This window comes from Arthrobacter sunyaminii, assembly GCF_018866305.1.
GTDB classification, from domain to species: Bacteria; Actinomycetota; Actinomycetes; order Actinomycetales; family Micrococcaceae; genus Arthrobacter_B; species Arthrobacter_B sunyaminii.
Window position 1 is genome coordinate 1,848,262 of sequence record NZ_CP076456.1, and the last position, 15,485, is coordinate 1,863,746.

At 64.6% G+C, this 15,485-nt stretch carries 15 protein-coding genes; 7 read left to right on the forward strand and 8 right to left on the reverse strand.

Annotation, left to right across the window (positions count from 1 at the left end; all coding sequences use genetic code 11):
- Positions 1–274 precede the first annotated feature (274 nt).
- Both KG104_RS08195 and KG104_RS08200 read left to right on the forward strand, forming a co-directional pair.
- A complete protein-coding gene (locus KG104_RS08195) occupies positions 275–2,008 on the forward strand; it encodes an MDR family MFS transporter (protein WP_104161413.1) in 1,734 nt (577 codons plus the stop codon).
- Complete coding sequence (locus tag KG104_RS08200; protein WP_207346687.1) at positions 2,005–2,466, forward strand: MarR family winged helix-turn-helix transcriptional regulator; 462 nt, start codon at positions 2,005–2,007, stop codon at positions 2,464–2,466. Before KG104_RS08195 ends, KG104_RS08200 begins: the two co-directional genes overlap by 4 nt.
- Positions 2,467–2,567: 101 nt before the next feature.
- Here KG104_RS08200 and KG104_RS08205 read toward each other — a convergent pair whose 3' ends face one another.
- Positions 2,568–2,855: a hypothetical protein gene (locus KG104_RS08205; RefSeq protein WP_104160908.1), complete on the reverse strand. Its 288-nt coding sequence runs from the start codon at positions 2,853–2,855 to the stop codon at positions 2,568–2,570.
- 45 nt (positions 2,856–2,900) lie between these two features.
- Between KG104_RS08205 and KG104_RS08210 the strand changes: the two genes are divergently transcribed.
- Both KG104_RS08210 and KG104_RS08215 read left to right on the forward strand, forming a co-directional pair.
- A complete protein-coding gene (locus tag KG104_RS08210; RefSeq protein ID WP_104054470.1) occupies positions 2,901–3,272 on the forward strand; it encodes a VOC family protein in 372 nt (123 codons plus the stop codon).
- 202 nt (positions 3,273–3,474) lie between these two features.
- Positions 3,475–4,323: a hypothetical protein gene (locus KG104_RS08215; protein ID WP_104160909.1), complete on the forward strand. Its 849-nt coding sequence runs from the start codon at positions 3,475–3,477 to the stop codon at positions 4,321–4,323.
- Here KG104_RS08215 and KG104_RS08220 read toward each other — a convergent pair.
- Positions 4,289–6,154: an ABC transporter ATP-binding protein gene (locus KG104_RS08220; protein ID WP_207346851.1), complete on the reverse strand. Its 1,866-nt coding sequence runs from the start codon at positions 6,152–6,154 to the stop codon at positions 4,289–4,291. The two genes, KG104_RS08215 and KG104_RS08220, sit on opposite strands and share 35 nt — an antisense overlap.
- A 97-nt stretch (positions 6,155–6,251) precedes the next feature.
- Here KG104_RS08220 and KG104_RS08225 point away from each other — a divergent pair, with 97 nt between their 5' ends.
- Both KG104_RS08225 and KG104_RS08230 read left to right on the forward strand, forming a co-directional pair.
- Positions 6,252–6,737, forward strand: coding sequence for a MarR family winged helix-turn-helix transcriptional regulator (locus tag KG104_RS08225; RefSeq protein WP_207346688.1), 486 nt, complete (start codon positions 6,252–6,254; stop codon positions 6,735–6,737).
- A 989-nt stretch (positions 6,738–7,726) separates the two neighbouring features.
- Positions 7,727–8,293 carry a GNAT family N-acetyltransferase gene (locus KG104_RS08230; RefSeq protein ID WP_207346689.1) on the forward strand — a complete coding sequence of 189 codons (567 nt, stop codon included), beginning with the start codon at positions 7,727–7,729 and terminating at the stop codon, positions 8,291–8,293.
- A gap of 13 nt (positions 8,294–8,306) precedes the next feature.
- On the opposite strand, the gene KG104_RS08235 is transcribed toward KG104_RS08230, so the two are convergent.
- The 3 genes from KG104_RS08235 to KG104_RS08245 all read right to left on the reverse strand — a co-directional run bounded on the left by KG104_RS08235 (position 8,307) and on the right by KG104_RS08245 (position 10,554).
- Positions 8,307–8,930: a maleylpyruvate isomerase N-terminal domain-containing protein gene (locus KG104_RS08235; protein WP_207346690.1), complete on the reverse strand. Its 624-nt coding sequence runs from the start codon at positions 8,928–8,930 to the stop codon at positions 8,307–8,309.
- Positions 8,920–9,366, reverse strand: a complete 447-nt coding sequence (locus KG104_RS08240) for a VOC family protein (protein ID WP_207346691.1) — start codon at positions 9,364–9,366, stop codon at positions 8,920–8,922. The genes KG104_RS08235 and KG104_RS08240 overlap by 11 nt, the downstream gene beginning before the upstream one ends.
- A gap of 66 nt (positions 9,367–9,432) precedes the next feature.
- Positions 9,433–10,554, reverse strand: coding sequence for a CAP and S-layer homology domain-containing protein (locus KG104_RS08245; protein ID WP_237686805.1), 1,122 nt, complete (start codon positions 10,552–10,554; stop codon positions 9,433–9,435).
- Positions 10,555–10,748: 194 nt separating this feature from the next.
- On the opposite strand from KG104_RS08245, the gene KG104_RS08250 reads away from it, so the two are divergent.
- A complete protein-coding gene (locus KG104_RS08250) occupies positions 10,749–12,122 on the forward strand; it encodes a DUF2254 domain-containing protein (protein WP_104054460.1) in 1,374 nt (457 codons plus the stop codon).
- A gap of 118 nt (positions 12,123–12,240) precedes the next feature.
- On the opposite strand, the gene KG104_RS08255 is transcribed toward KG104_RS08250, so the two are convergent.
- The 3 genes from KG104_RS08255 to KG104_RS08265 all read right to left on the reverse strand — a co-directional run bounded on the left by KG104_RS08255 (position 12,241) and on the right by KG104_RS08265 (position 15,472).
- Positions 12,241–13,362 (reverse strand): saccharopine dehydrogenase family protein, encoded by a 1,122-nt coding sequence (locus tag KG104_RS08255; protein WP_207346692.1) that lies wholly within the window; start codon positions 13,360–13,362, stop codon positions 12,241–12,243.
- Between the two features lie 77 nt (positions 13,363–13,439).
- On the reverse strand, positions 13,440–14,099 hold the full coding sequence (locus KG104_RS08260) for a response regulator (RefSeq protein WP_207346853.1): 660 nt from the start codon (positions 14,097–14,099) through the stop codon (positions 13,440–13,442).
- Between the two features lie 44 nt (positions 14,100–14,143).
- Positions 14,144–15,472, reverse strand: a complete 1,329-nt coding sequence (locus KG104_RS08265) for a sensor histidine kinase (RefSeq protein WP_207346693.1) — start codon at positions 15,470–15,472, stop codon at positions 14,144–14,146.
- Between the last annotated feature and the right edge of the window lie 13 nt (positions 15,473–15,485).

Sequence of the window (15,485 nt, forward strand, 5' to 3'; positions counted from 1 at the left end):
GGGCCAGCGATGACCGTTTTTGACCTCATGGGCGTCTCGGTGCGTCATCGGCGGTCACAGAGGTTCACGGCGGTGCCATCCGGACCCGGGACCGGGCGCCCGGCCAAGAGTGTGCGATGCGCCACGAAATTAGTTGACTAAGGGCAATTACTTATATAGTTGATCTAAATCAACTACTAGCAGGAGCCCGATGTCCCCCGCAGAACGTCCCCCCGAAAAAAAGTCCGAGAAGAAGGCCAAGGTGCCCAAGCGGACCGCCTCCCCGGACGGGACCATGACTCACAAGCAGGTGCTGGAATCCCTTTCCGGCCTGCTCCTTGGCATGTTTGTCTCGATTCTGGCGGGCACGGTGGTTTCCACCTCCCTGCCGCTGATCATCTCGGACCTTGACGGCAACCAGTCCGCCTACACCTGGGTGGTGACGGGAACACTGCTGGCCACAACGGTGTCAACGCCGCTGTGGGGCAAGTTTGCTGACCTGTTCAACCGCAAGCTGCTGATCCAGCTCGCTCTTGGCATCTTTGTGCTCGGCTCGGCCCTGGCCGGCTTCTCGCAGGACACCAGCACACTGATTGTCTTCCGCGTGCTGCAGGGTCTGGGTGCCGGTGGTCTCGCCGCGCTGAGCCAGATCATCATGGCTGACATCATCAGCCCGCGCGACCGCGGGAAGTACGCCGGACTCTTTGGTGCCGTCATGGCGGTGGGCACAGTGGGCGGACCGCTGCTGGGCGGTGTTGTCACCGACGCCTTCGGCTGGCGCTGGAACTTCTTCATTGCCCTGCCGGTGGCGGTGGCTGCCATCATCCTGCTGCAGATGACCCTGCACCTGCCCCAGCACGCCAAGCGCAAGGTCCACATCGACTACTTGGGTGCTGTCCTGATCGCCGGCGGCGTGTCGCTGCTGATGATCTGGGTGACCCTGGCGGGCAACCAGTTCGGCTGGGGCTCGCTGGCCTCCTTCCTGATGGTCGCCGGATCCGCCTTGCTGCTGATCGCTGCCGTGCTGGTGGAATTCAAGTCCCCGGAACCGATCATTCCGCTGTCCATGTTCAAGAACCGCACCTTCACCCTTGCCGTCGTGGCGAGCATTTCCGTGGGCGTGTCCATGTTCGGCACTTCTGTGTTCCTGGCGCAGTACATGCAGCTGGCCCGCGGCGCTACCCCCACCGAGTCCGGCCTGCTGACCATCCCCATGATGGCCGGCCTGCTGGTCTCCTCCACGCTGTTCGGAACGATCATCAGCCGCACCGGCAAGTGGAAGGCCGTGATGATTTCCGGCGGTGTGCTCACCGTGGTGGGTTCCATCCTGCTGAGCACGCTGGCCTATGACACCAACCTGGTGCTGGTCGGCATCTACATGGCCGTTCTGGGCGCAGGCCTGGGTATGCTGATGCAGAACCTGGTGCTCGTGGTCCAGAACTCCATTGAGGTGAAGAACCTCGGTGTGGCCACCAGTGCGGTGACCTTCTTCCGCAGCCTCGGCGGCACCGTGGGCGTTTCCGTGCTGGGCTCGGTGCTCGGGACCATCGTTGCCTCCGAAATCAAGGACGGCATCGGTGCGCTGGCGCCGGCTGACCAGGCTGCGGCCGCCGTGGCCCTGGGCAGCGGATCCATCCCCAAGGTCTCCGAACTTCCTGATGCCATTGCCGTGCTGGTGGAAAGTGCGTACGGCGTCGGCGTCGGCTCGGTCTTCCTGTACAGCGTTCCGCTGGCTGTCATCACGCTGCTGGCTGTCATCTTCATTCCGAACGCCAAGCTTGGCCGCCAGAATGCCGTACAGCTGAAAAAGGCCGCCGCAACCGCTGATCCTGCGGCGACCGCCGGCATCGCCGGAGCTTCCGCCCCGGCGGAGACCCAGGCATCCGACACCGCTGCGGATTCAGCGGCCCGGAACGAGCGTCCCTCACCGGCCGAGCTTGCACTGGCCGACGTGGCGACGGGCGCCGTAGCCCTGGTGGATCCGGTCTCACCGGTGAGGACTGCCAACCCGGAGAGCCAGCCCAAGTGACACCGCAGGAGCTGGGCCGGACAAAGGCCCTGCACGAGGTTGAGGAAAATCTGCGTCTACTCACGGAAACCGTTCGCAGCCGCATGCGGGACGCAGCCAAGGGCATCGACCCGACCCTGCCCCTGTTTGGCCTCAAAATGCTGCAACTGCTCAAGCGCGAGGGCCCGCTGCATTCCGGAGCGGCGGCAGACCTGCTGATGGTGGACAAAAGCGTCATCAGCAGGCAGTCGCGACAGCTCGAGGAACTGGGACTGATTGAGGTGCAGGCCGACCCCCGGGACGGCCGCGCCCGCGTGCTGGTCCTGACACCGGCCGCAGAGGAACGGGTGGGCGCTGTCCAAACCGGCATTATGCTGGACAGCCACATCCTGGATGACTGGTCGGCGGAAGAGCTGCATGAATTTGCCGGCTATCTCTCCCGGCTTCGCAGCCCCAGTACGCTGGCAGACGCGAGCTGAGGCCAGGCCCTGCGGATAAAGACAGAACAAGCCGGACCCGACAGGGGTCCGGCTTGTTCTGTCTTACCGGCAGGGACTGCTGCGCCGGGAGGGCGGCATTCCTATTCCGCGGGGCGCTCCGACCCGGTATGAGGCGCCTCGGGACCCCTGGCATTCTGGTTTCGCCTGCGGCTGCGGGACGACAGCATGGAGAAGGCGGTGCTCAGCACAAAGAACTCGCTGACGAAGCCCATGGGGCTGGCCGGCAGGGGAGCAAACTGATGGAACAGCACCAGCGCTGACACCATGAGGATGATCGGATGTGCCCGCAGGATCCATTCCGCGGGCACCTCACGGGGCCACGGAAAGAAACCTTCGTCGGCAGCTGTGTCGGCGCGGGATATCTTCATGGCTCCATCTTGCCAGATACAGGCCGAGGGAATATGTTTCCAGCCATGGCTATCGCACGCACTCCCACCACTGTCATTGACTGCCCTGATCCCGCGGCACTTGCGACCTTTTACGGTGCCCTGCTGGATTGGACGGTGAACCTGCATGAGGATGAATCCTACGACGGCTGGACTGACATTACCGATGCCACCGGCCAGCGCTATTGCTTCCAGCAGGTGGAAAACTACACGGCGCCGGTCTGGCCGGAACAGGACATTCCGCAGCAGGTGCATATTGATGTGGATGTTGATGACCTGGATGAAGCCGAGGCGGCGGTGCTGCAGCTCGGTGCCACTAAGCATCCGTACCAGCCGGGTACCACCTTTCGCGTTTTTCTGGATCCGGCCGGACACCCGTTCTGCCTCTGCCTGGCGTAGCGGTAATTACCCCTGATGGTGCGGGCGGGCGTCCATTCATTGGCCTGTACCAATATGTGGAGTCAAAACCCCTGAATATGGCCACAGACCCTGTTTATTCATCTGTTGGAAAGGATAATAGGAGCTAGTCGGTCGGCAGTTATACCAGCATTGGCACAGTTAGTGCCGCAGATGCCGGATAGCCGGGGCAGGGGGCGAAGATATGACCGCAGAATGGCTTGTCTTCATAACTAGTCTGGTCTCTTTGCTGGCATGGCCGGCAGCCGTCGTCGTGCTTCTGTTTCTCTACAAGAAGCCGGTTATCAGTCTTGTCCTTGCACTGTCAGAGCGGATAGCGGAGTTAAAGGAAGTGTCGTCGCCCCTGGGCGGGGTCAAGTTTTTCCGTGAGCAGGTGGAGGAAACCATCGTGACACTCACGGAAGGAGCAGCCGAGGCGTCTTCCGCCGAACGGAGTATCCGCGCATCCGCCTCAACGTCCACCGGCGGCTCCCGTGAGGAAACGCCAAAACTCGTCCGGAGGGCGGACCGAGATAACCCGGAGAGCCATGGTTCGGATATCCGGAGGGGATTGGCTCACCGGAGCGATTCGGCAGCGAGTGGATTGGCCGACCGGCGTCCTATTGCATATGCCGAGATGGCCGCAAACTGGATTGACGCAATCGAGAGAATGAAACAGGCAGACGCTAGTGTTGCCACGCTTCGGGCCGGAACCTCAAAGTGGGCAACGTGGGTCAATAGACTGCAGGACATTGCAGACCTTGTCTCCCCGGCAGCTGCGGTGAAAGAAGCTTATTCCGAGGTGGAATATGCCGCTCAGGGATGGGTGAAACTGAAAGAACCCGAGGCGTCGCTAAAGGGTCATGACCTTATCCGGGCACTGAGAAATTCCGACACCCCCAGATACATCGCTGACAGCGTCGATCAACTCCGGTTACTTCGGAACTTCCTGGCCCATAACGGTGAATTCATCAGTCCATCAATGGACATCCGTGAATACGCCTCCATAGCGTGGACTCTCATTGAAGGATTCCAGTCCCTGCAGCAGGAATAGAGGCGCTCCTGGCGGCCAGCCGGGCAAACGCGCCGCCCGCTTCCCGCAGACGGGCGGGAGTGCCGCGCTCGACGATCTCTCCGGCGTCGAGCACCACCACCTGGTCCGCGTTCTCGACGGTGGACAGCCGGTGTGCGATGGTCAGCGTGGTCCGGCCGGCGGACAGCCGCTCCAGGGCGGCCTGGACCTGCGCCTCGGTGGTGTTGTCCAGTGCCGAGGTGGCCTCGTCCAGCACCAGTACCGGCGGGTTGCGCAGGATGGTGCGGGCAATGGCCAGGCGCTGCTGCTCGCCACCGGAGAAACGGTGTCCGCGTGCGCCCACCAAGGTGTCCAGCCCTTGGGGCAGGGCGCCGATGGAGTCTGCGATCCGGGCCGCCGCCAGTGCCTGCCACAGCTGCTCATCCGTGGCTTCCGGAGCGGCCAGCAGGAGGTTTTCACGGACGGAGGCATGAATCAGGTAGGTGTCCTGTGACACTACGCCGACAATTCTGGCCAGATCCTCCGGCGCAATCTCCCGCAGGTCCACTCCGTCGATCGTGACGCGGCCGCTACTGACATCGTTGAGCCGCGGCAGCAGCGACGCCAGGGTGCTCTTGCCGGAACCGGTTGCCCCCACGACGGCGGTGGCGGTACCCGGGGACAGTGTCAGGTCGATGCCGTGCAGAACGTCCGGACCGCCGTCGTACGCGAACCGCACACCCTCGAACCGGACTTCGCCGCGCACCGTGGCCGGGTCCAGCCGGACGGGATGTTCCGGCGCCTTGATGGCCGGAACCAGATCAAGGTATTCGAAGATCCGGGAAAAGAACGCCAGTGCGGTAACCCACTGCACGCCGATGTTCAGCAGGCCCATTACCGGCCGGAAGATGGTCCCCTGCAGGGCGGTGAAGGCAACCAGGGTGCCAATGGTCATGCCGCCGCTCGTGGCAGGGAAACCTGCGGCGAGATAGATGACGGCGGGAATGGCTGCGAAGACAATCTGCATGGTGGCCATCCGCCAGCGTCCGGCGAGCTGGCTGCGCAGCTCCAACCCCACGAGTTTCTCCGAGCGGGCGGTGAAGCGGCTGGCGTCGCGGGGAATGGTGCCCAGGGTTTTAGCCAGGCGCACGCCGGAAACGGACAGGCCCTCCTCCACCTGGGTGTGCAGGGCGGCGAGTTCGCGCTGGCGCTCGTCGGTGACCTCGCGGCGGATTTTGGCGACGCGGCGGGACAGCCAGATGGCCGGCGGCAGTACGATCAGCGAGATCAGGCTCAGCCCGGGGGAGAGGGCCACCATCGCCACCGCGGTGGCAACCGCCGTCGTGAGGTTGGAGGCAACACCGGTGGCGGTGGTGGTGACGACTGACTGCATGCCGGAGATGTCGTGCGTGAGGCGGGACTGGACTTCGCCGCCCCGGGTCCGGGTGAAGAAGCCCAGCGACTGGGACTGCAGGTGGGTGAAGAGGTTCACGCGCAGGGTGTGCATGACACGCTGGCCCATGGCCGTGGCCAGCCAGGTCTGCACCACACCGATCGCCGACGTGACGGCGGCAACTCCCACCATGGCAGCGGTGAGGAAGGCCAGGAGGCGGACGTTGCCGTTGGGCAGGGCATCGTCGATCACAGCGCGCACTAGAAACGGCTGCGCGAGCCCCACCACTGAAGCTGCGGTGATGAGCAGGACGACGACGGCGATGGTTCCCTTGTGCGGTGCGAACAGCGCCGCGATGCGGGAGAGTGAAACGGGATGCTGCTTGAGCTGTTTTTTGTCCGCCGGGTTGAGTTTCGCGGGTCCGCGGCCTCCGCGGCCGCCACCTCCGCCGTCGACGCCGGGGCTCTCGATTCCTGATATAGCCAAAGGTCCTCCTGATGCTGCCGGTGTTGTACTCGGCAGCTAATACAGAGGTTACCTCACTATGTGGTTACCGCGAAATGGGTAGACTGGGTTCATGATAGATGCCTCCGCCGATCCGGCGGCCCTGGGAGACCTGATGCACGCCGCGTTCCGCGGACTTCGGAAGCGCTGGATGCTCCAGCTTGCTCCGTTCGATCTGACGCCGCACCAGTTTCGTGCTCTGAATGCCGTGGCGCGTGCTGCCCTCACATCCTCTGGATCGAAGGGTGAACCGGGGCCGGAGGAGACTCCGGGGCTGCGGCTGAAGGAGCTGGCGGAACGGCTGCGGATCGCTCCGCGGTCAGCCACCGAGGTAGTCGACCAGCTTGCTGCGAAGGGTCTGATTGAACGGACGCCGCATCCAACGGACCGCCGGGCGACGCTGCTGGCGCTGACCGCTGAAGGGGAAAGCTTGCGGAAGCAGGTTTTGGCAGACCGGAAGCGGGAGGCTGATGAGTTTTTCTCGGTGTTGGAGCCCGCAGATCGAGCTGAGCTGGTTCGGATTCTGGGCGAGCTGGTACCGGAGCGCGGTGTGAACTGAGCTAGCTGGCGGTGCCTGCCGACTCGAAACTGCATGCATTGCTGGTTGGTCATGATGCAGATGTAGAGTTGATGTGATTTTTTCTGAATGAGAGGATGCGCTGTGGCATCTGCGGGACCGAAATGGCAGTGCATCATGTGCCAGAAAACCATGGCAGGAAAGCTGGTGAACGGCCTGGCGGGAAAACACTCCGATGGTGACGGCCAGCTGTGTCGAGGAAGCGGAAAGCCAGCTTATGACGGGTCAAAACGTCCGAAGATGGGATCTGTGAACTCATCGAAGCTCGACAAGGTGGTCCAGTCGCGACGGCAGGTTGCGCAAGGACGAGGCAAGCAAGGGCAAAAGGCGGTGCCTGGTGGACCTAGCAAGCCGCGTGGCGTTGCCGCGCAACGTCCTGACATGCTGCCAGCCAAAAAGGCAGTACCTGGAAAAGCGGCCATCAAGAAGCCAAAGAATCGGATCGAAGGGGAGCTGCACTGGTCCACATTCCAGGATATGCCCCGTCAGGATCTCGAGACCGACACGGGTTGGCGCAGGGTGAGGCTCGGGGCGCCTCAGGGGACAGGTAGGCGTCGTTAGGCGCTGAACGGTGTGTTGGAGGCATGAGGCTTGCTCCTTTCGACATTTTGCATACCCCCTAGGGTATCTGTCATGCTAGTGGGGGACGCAGCGTCCTGAAGCAAGCGAATTGGAGTTGGCAAGAATGTGCAGAGCAGTCACCTGCCGGAAGTGCGGCAAAACCACCTGGGCGGGTTGCGGAAACCACGTGGATCAGGTCATGCGCGGCGTGGCAAAAAACGATCGCTGCACCTGTAACACAGCAAAGACCGGGAAAACGGCTCCCGCCGCGGCAAAGTCCGGTGCAGGCTGGCTTGGGAAGCTGTTCGGCCGCTAACCGCGGTGCAGGCTAAGTCAGGTCCGGCGCGGTTGCCGCGCCGACCGGGCCGCCGGTTTCAGGGAGCCGGGCTTCGACCCGTCAGAATGGCGGGATGGATATCAGCCCAAAGACTCCGCCCTGGCCGGCCATCGACCCGTCCCACGGAGACGTAATCCTTCGCCGGTTTCAGGATGAGGACGCCGCCATGGCGATGAAACTCGCCACAGACCCCTACGTACCCACGGTGGGAACCCTGCCGGCCAACGCGACTCAGGACGAAGCCCTCGGGTGGGTCGAACGGCAGCGGCAGCACCACATCCGCGGAACGGGGCTGGCCTTTTCCATCGCCGACGCCGGGACCGGCCGCTGCCTGGGCCAGATCGGACTGTGGCTCCGAGAGCTGGGACAGGGCCGTGCCCAGGCCGGCTATGCGGTCAGCCCGGACGCCCGCGGCCGCGGTGCAGCCGCCAATGCGTTGCTGGCACTGTGCGGTTTCGCCTGGTCCATTCCCGAGCTGCACCGGATTGAGCTGTATATCGAACCCTGGAACACGGCCTCCGTCCGCACTGCGGAAAACGCCGGTTTCTCCCGCGAGGGACTGCTCCGCAGCCACCAGGAAATTGCGGGAGCCAGGCGGGACATGCTCCTCTATGCCGTTGTCCGGGAGGCAGCGCCGTAGCCCGGGACCGTCATCACCAGGGGGCCAGTTCCGTTTCCGGGTCCAGGGGTCCCCGGCCGGACAGCCATGCCATGAACGCTCGCCGGTCACCGGACGAGACGAGCCGGTCGGCAGCGCCGGCCAGCAAATTCTGTAAATCCCACGCCACGTATTCCTCCGGCCAATCCGCGGGGGTGTAGCCGAGCCCCAGATCCACATGGTGCATCTCGATTTCGCGCAACCTGTGTGCCGGGCACGCCCACACGCCGTAGTCCGATCCACCGAGGAAATGACCGTTGGGCCATCCTGCCGCTGCGTACCGGTCGAAGACCTCCTCAAGCCGGGATTCGCTGGCTTCCAGATCGGCAACGAGCTCGTCTGCTGATCGCCCGGCACCCGCCTTGATTTCCTCCTCCCGCTGTTTGCTGCCGCCCAGGTACTTGGGCAGATCGAGTCCGTCCAAAGCCCCCGTTATTCGCCGGGCGTGGGAATCGGCATTGCGAGCCACATGCGTGAGAACGTGCCCCACGGTCCATCCGGGCAAAAGACTGGCAGCTCGGACATCGGAGTCCGTCAGCTTGTCCGCACTCCGCAGGAGCCGTGTGTGAGCTTCCTGGCACAGTTCCGATGCGCGCTGCGGATTGGCATCAAGATTCATGGAGCCCGTTCCCTTCGGTTGCGGATTTGACTGCAGAAGCTGCTGCCGGCTCGTACCCGATCAGCCAGTGCAGGCCGTACCGGTCAACCACCTGCCCGTCGGAGGCGCCCCACGCCTTGGGGGCCAGCGGATCCACTATCCGGCCGCCGTCGGACAGCTGTGCAAACCATTTATGCAGGAGCGCCGGTTCGGCGGTTCCCAGCAGGGAGAGCATTACCCCCTGAACCTGAACGCTCTTTTCCTGCCGGCCGGCGTCCGCCCCGGCCAGCGTGACCACACCGTCAAGGACACCGTGGGCGATGGCACCGGGCGGACCGCCGCTGCCGAAGTCCGCGTTGGTGTGCAGGGAAAGCTCTCCGCCGAACACGCCGGCATAAAAGGTCAGGGCTTCGCGCGCAGTCCCCGGGAAAAGGACGTAAACCATGGGTGCCGTCATGCCGCTGAGGGTACATGATCGACGCCGGGTTGGGAGCGGTGGCGTCCCTCCCAACCCGGCGTGGGTTTACCAGCCCCGCTGATCGAAGCGGTGCATGAAGGCGGCCATGGCATCACGGGCCACAGCCTGCCCCGGAGCAAAGGTCCTGGTGCCGTTGGGCTGGGACCAGCCGGTGGAGATGCCCTGGTCTGCGAGCCACGAGATCTCCTTGTAAAACTGGTTTCCCGGGGTGACGTCAGTGAAGACGGATGTCTTGGGCGGGGTGTACGCCGGTGAACCGGCGCTGCGGTACAGGAAGGCGGCCATGGCATCGCGGCGGACGGTGTCCAGCGGACGGAAGGTGCCGTCCGGCCAGCCGGTGGTGATCTTGGTTCCGGCAAGCCAGGTCATTTCTTTGTAGAACTGCTGGCTGGGGGACACGTCCTTAAAAGGGGAGACGTTTTGCGGCCTGTGCTGGGGTGATTCCGCCAGCCGGTACAGGAAGGTCGCCATTGCGTCGCGGCGCACAGAGTCCAATGGACGGAAGGTTCCGTCGGGCCATCCGGTGGTGATGCCCTGCTCGGTCATCCAGCGGATATCCTCGGCAAAGGCTGAACCGTTCGGGACGTCCTTGAAAACGGCCGGCGGCATGGGGGCAATGCTGGCGAGATACTCTTCCGCCGTCGCAAACGTCTTTTGCGGCACCTGCCCGTACTGGTAGTACGTGGTGGTTCCCCACATGAAACCGTCCTGCTTGTCGAACGCGATTCCCACACCCATGACGTTGTCCGCGGGCCGGCTCATGTTGGCGTTGTGTCCGGGGGAATTGATCCACTGGTCCACCATGGACTGGCCCGTGCCGTAGCTGTTGTAGGCGACGCTCTCGGCAGCGGAGACAAAACCGGATTCAATCCGCTTGTCCTTGGCATAGCCTGAGGAGTGCTCCAGCGTTGTTGTGTCCGCCATGCGGGTGGACCACTCCTGGGCCACGAGTGAAGCGTTCGCACCGATCCGCAGCGGCTTGAGGCCTTTGCCTTTACGGAAGGCATTGATTCCGTTGAACACGTCAATAATCTGCTGCTTGCTCTGAGCGGGGGTGCTTTGGGGTGCGGCAAGCTCTGCGGGCGCAGGGACCGGCGCCGGTTCCACGGCAGACGCCGGGCCAGCCGTGAGCAGTCCTGCCAGCATCAGGGATGTCGTGACGGCCATGGGTTTGGATAGGCGGCGGGAGCCGGGGCTCATAAGGAAGTGCCTCTCAGTAGCGGTGCGGGTGGGTTTCAGCCTAACGGGTGCCCGTGAGGCACACTCTTCATGGCGCGGCGCGGGGCGGCAGCCGATTGGAACTACAACGGCCTCGGGGCAGACTGGGATCACGTTTACTTTCCTTGTTCTGAGGGGTTCCCATGGCTCATGGTTCAACATCTGCCGCCCGCCATCCGCACGAACCGCAGCCGCGGTTCCGGGTCACCCGGGAGGGACTACGGGCATCCCTGTGGTTCTGGCCAAGCTGCGCCTCGCTGGCGGCAGTGCTCCTGACCCTGCTGCTGATGCAGGTTCGCCCCGGCGATGACGTGGCCTGGGCGCAGTGGATCTGGCCCACCGGCGTCGACGCCGCGTCCAGCCTGCTGCAGACCGTCGCCACCAGCGTGATGACGGCCGCAACCGTCACGTTTTCGCTGACCGTGGTGGCGTTGCAGCTGGCCTCACAGCAGTTCTCGCCCCGCCTGCTGCGTGAATTCGCCCGTGACACGCGGACCCAGGCTGTGTTGGGCGTGCTGCTGGGTACATTCCTGGTCAGCATCACCGGCCTGTACGGGATGGATGCCAACCGCCCGGTGCCGGTGCTGGTGGTCGGCACGGTGTATGTGCTGGGAATTGCTTCCGGGATTGTGCTGCTGTTGTTCATCGGGCACATCGCCCGGTCCCTGCGGGTGGACACCATGATGCTCAACGCACATCAGGACTGCCTGGCGGTTCTCCGGGACACCTATCCGGTGTCCGAGACAGGGGAAGTGCAGGAGTTCGACCTGCCCGCGGGAGGCACACTTGTTCCCGGCGGGCGCAGCGGGATCATCCAGAGGATCGACCGGCAGCCGCTGATGAAAGTACTGCAGGATCGGGGACTGACCATGAGGATCATGGTTCAGCCGGGTGACCACGTTACGGTTGGCTCCCCGGTGGCACGGGTCTGGGCCGACGACGGCGGGCCGGTGCCGCTGGGCGCCGTGCAGAAGTCTCTGGCAGAGGCCCTGGACATCGGCTATGAGCGCACGCCGGAACAGGATGCCGCCCTGGGGCTGCGGCAGCTGACCGACATAGCCGTGAAGGCCATTTCTCCCAGTATCAATGACCCCATCACTGCGGCCCACGCCGCCGGGTACTGCGCAGACCTGCTGGTGGATCTGCAGCGGCGCCGGCTGGGGCCCGAGGCCCACCGGGATGACGACGGCGTGCTCCGCCTGGTGACCACGGGCCGGGACTACCGGTATTTTCTGGACCTTGTCTGCGGTCCGGTCCGCCGTTTCGCCCATTCGGAGCCCATTGTGCTCACCGCGGTGCTGCGGCTCCTGCGCGACTGCGCAGCCACCGCCGTCAACGATGCACAGAGCGAAGAGATCCGACGGCAGAGCTCGCTGGTACTCGAGACGGCACGCAACGAGATGGTGGCCGCGGACGACGAGGAAATCCGTGACATGGGACGACGGGTGGAGGAGGCGCTCGCGGGGAACCTGGAGGCGGCCTTTACCGACCGGGCGGGAGAGACCCGTTCGGTGTAGCCGGAGCAGAAACCCAAAGTGGTCGAATTCCCTGCGGCACACCGTCCGTCAGTTGATCAACCTTCAGCCCTGACCGCGGCCGCGCCGAGATAGGGGAAGTCCCGCGCCCAGCGAAGCCCTAGGGCTGGCGCCTGTCCACAGGCACCAACCCAGCGTCGGCACATCCCCGCGTCAGGCTCGCAAGGCCGAAGGCACTGAGAGGACTCGCCACGCCCGGGGCAAGATCCTGCCGGTCACACAGCTGCTCAGCTCCCCAGGCAATCAGCTCGCCGGTCAGCGTGTACACATTGGGGCCGGTGAGCTGTACGGCGGACAGCAGCTCCCCGTCCGTTCCCGCCACGGTGGCCACCACCTGTGTACGGGTTTTTGCCCGCCGGGCGCTGTCAGGTCCACCCGGTTTCCCGACGATCGGCGAGCTCAGTTTCTCCATGACGCGGCGGCCCCGGGGGGACTGTGCTACCGCAGAAGAGGCCGCGGACATCAGGCTCATGGCACGGCTGAACGGGGAAAACCAGCCGTTGTAAACCGATACGCTGTCCAGCTGGGGAAACGCATCGGGCAGGAAAAGAACTTCCGTGCCCGGGACCAGCAATCCCGTTTTATGTCCCCGGCGCGTTCCGATCACGGGAAAATCATGGACATCTGCCGCCGTCCGCACTTCAACCAGGCGTCCGTTGCTAAAGCGCACTGCCGGCAGGAACAGTCCGTCGCGCAGCGTGCTGCGGGTGCCGTGGCTCAGTCCAGGACGCAGCGAGCCGGACGTGAAGTATCCGACGTCGAGCTTGCGTCCGGCATCCCCGGCCTGCTGCGCAGCCAGGGCGCCGGCAAAGATTCCCGGGACATAGTCATACCCGAAGGCAGGCAACAGCACTGCGCCGGTTTCCTCCGACTGCCTCCCGAAGCGGTCCTGCAGCGTGCGGACAAACCCCACCTCTCCGGTGGTGTCGATGTAGCGGGCACCGGCCCGCACCGCTGCTTCGGCAACCCCCAGGCCGAACCGCTCGAAGGGGCCCACGGTACTGATCAGCACGTCGTCCTGTTCCAGCAGCCGGCGGATGCTCTCCGGATCCCCGGCGTCTGCGGCGGCGATTTCCAAGCCGGCGTGTTCCCGCGCCAGCCGGGCCAGGGCATCGACATTGCGTCCGGCCAGAAGCGGGCGCATACCCCGCTGCAGCAGTGAGCTCAGCACCAACCCACCGGTATATCCGGTGGCTCCGAACAGGACGATACGCCCGCTCATTGGTCGGTCACCGGCGCATAACGGGTGTCATCATCCATCGCTGTAGTCATGCCGCACAGCATACGCAGGTGAAGCCCCTAGGCCGACTGCAGATAGGCCAGAACGGCCAGCACCCGCCGGTGGTCGGCCGGGCTTTGTTCCAGCCCGAGCTTGGCGAAGATGGAAGTAATGTTTTTCTCCACCGCTCCGGCGGAAAGGAACAGTGTGCTGCCGACGGCGGCATTCGTGCGGCCCTGCGCCATCAGCGCCAGCACCTCCTGCTCGCGCGGGGTCAGCCGGTCCAGGTCCGATCGGTGCCGGGAGGCGCCCATGAGCTGCCGGACCACCTCCGGATCCAGCACGGTTTCGCCTCGCGCCAGCCGCGCCAGGGCGTCCAAAAAATCGGCGACATCGGCCACCCGGTCCTTCAGCAAATAGCCGACGCCCGCAGGATGCCCGGCCAGCAGATCAGCGGCATAGCGGGTCTCCACATACTGCGACAACACCAGCACCCCAATCTGCGGATACGTTTGGCGCAGTTCCAGCGCGGCGCGGATTCCCTCATTGGTGAACGTGGGGGGCATCCTGTTGTCCAGGACGACGACGTCGGGCAGCTCGCCGTCGTCCGCCGCGGCCACGGCGTCGAGCAGATCCGCGGCATTGTCGACGGCGGTGGCCACGATGTGCCCGCGGCTGGTGAGCAGTTCGGTGAGACCTGCCCGCAGCAGGGCCGAGTCTTCGGCCAGCGCTATCCGCATGAGGTGTGTGCCCGTGACGGGCAAGGCAACGGAAAGTGCTGGAATCATGCCTTTGAGGATAGCGGAAGCTCCACCATGACCAGCGTGGGACCGCCGGCGGGGGACTGAATGTCCAGCAGGCCGTCCACGGAGCCGACGCGCTCCCGCAGTCCAGCCAGGCCGGTGCGGGTGCCGTCTGCGGGGCGGTGCCCGACGGCGCCGCCCCGGCCGTCGTCGCTCACGGTGAGGCGCAGGCCGTCGTCGTCGTTCCCCGCTACCGCGATGTCGATCCGGGTGCCGCGGGAGTGTTTGACCGCGTTGTTCACCAGTTCACTGGCGCAGAAATAAGCAATCGCCTCGATGGCAGGGTCCGGGCGGCGGGCCAGCTGATAGGTCACGGAGGTAGGCAGGGCCGCGCCCGCGGCCAGGGTTTCCAACGCGGTATCCAGTCCGTCCTCGAGCGCGGCGGGCCGGATGCCGCGGGCCAGGCTGCGCAGGTCCGCCAGGGCTTCCTTGGCGGTACCGTTGGCACTGTCCAGCAGGGCAAGGATTTCGGGGATGGCCTCTGCTCCGGCCAGACGGTCGCGGACGTCGCCCACTTTCATGGCGATGGACACCAGCTGCGCCTGCGTGCCGTCATGCAGGTCACGCTCGATCCGGTGCAGCCGCTCATCGGCGTCCTTTACCGAGGCGCTGCGGGACTGCTCCAGGGTGCGTACCCGCAGGCTCCAAGCGGTGGGGGTGAGCAGGGCGGCTGCAAGGCCCGCCTGCAGGCGGGCCGTGACGTTGTTAATCCAAGGCCAGACAAATAGAAGGATCAGCAGGCCGGCACCGGCGTAAATCCACTGCCACATGGGGGTATCCGCGTAAACCTCCGGAAAGACCTGCGTGCCCCGGCGCCACGAGCCGTCGGCGGCCTGCTGCAGCGGTATAAAGCGGTACCAAAACCAGTGCGTAACCCCGCCCAATCCGGTTGCCAGGAGGGTGACGCTGAGGGTGAAGGCGACGATGGACAGCAGACAGGAGAGCACCATGTGCAGCAGCGCCCGCCAACCGGCCCCGTCCAGCAGTGCGCTGCGCAGAAAACCCAGGAACCCGGGCCTCGGCGCAAACGGCACCGGCCCCGGCAGATCAGTGCCCAGCAGGTGCCGGACCAGACCTCGGTTCAGCCAGCCCCAGCCCCTGGAGGCCACCACCATGGTCGCGGGAATCACCAGCCCGACCCACGTAAACAACAGCGAGACGCCCAGGGAAACGGTGATCACAAAGTAAAAAAAGGCCGCCGTGGTCAGCACGATCGAAATCCAGTGGTAGGCAAAGGCCAGCCAGGTCTTTCCGCGGAACAGCGCGGGGATCCCTGATCGGCGGGAGGCACGGGGCAGCGTTTGTGTCATGGCCCAAGTCTGC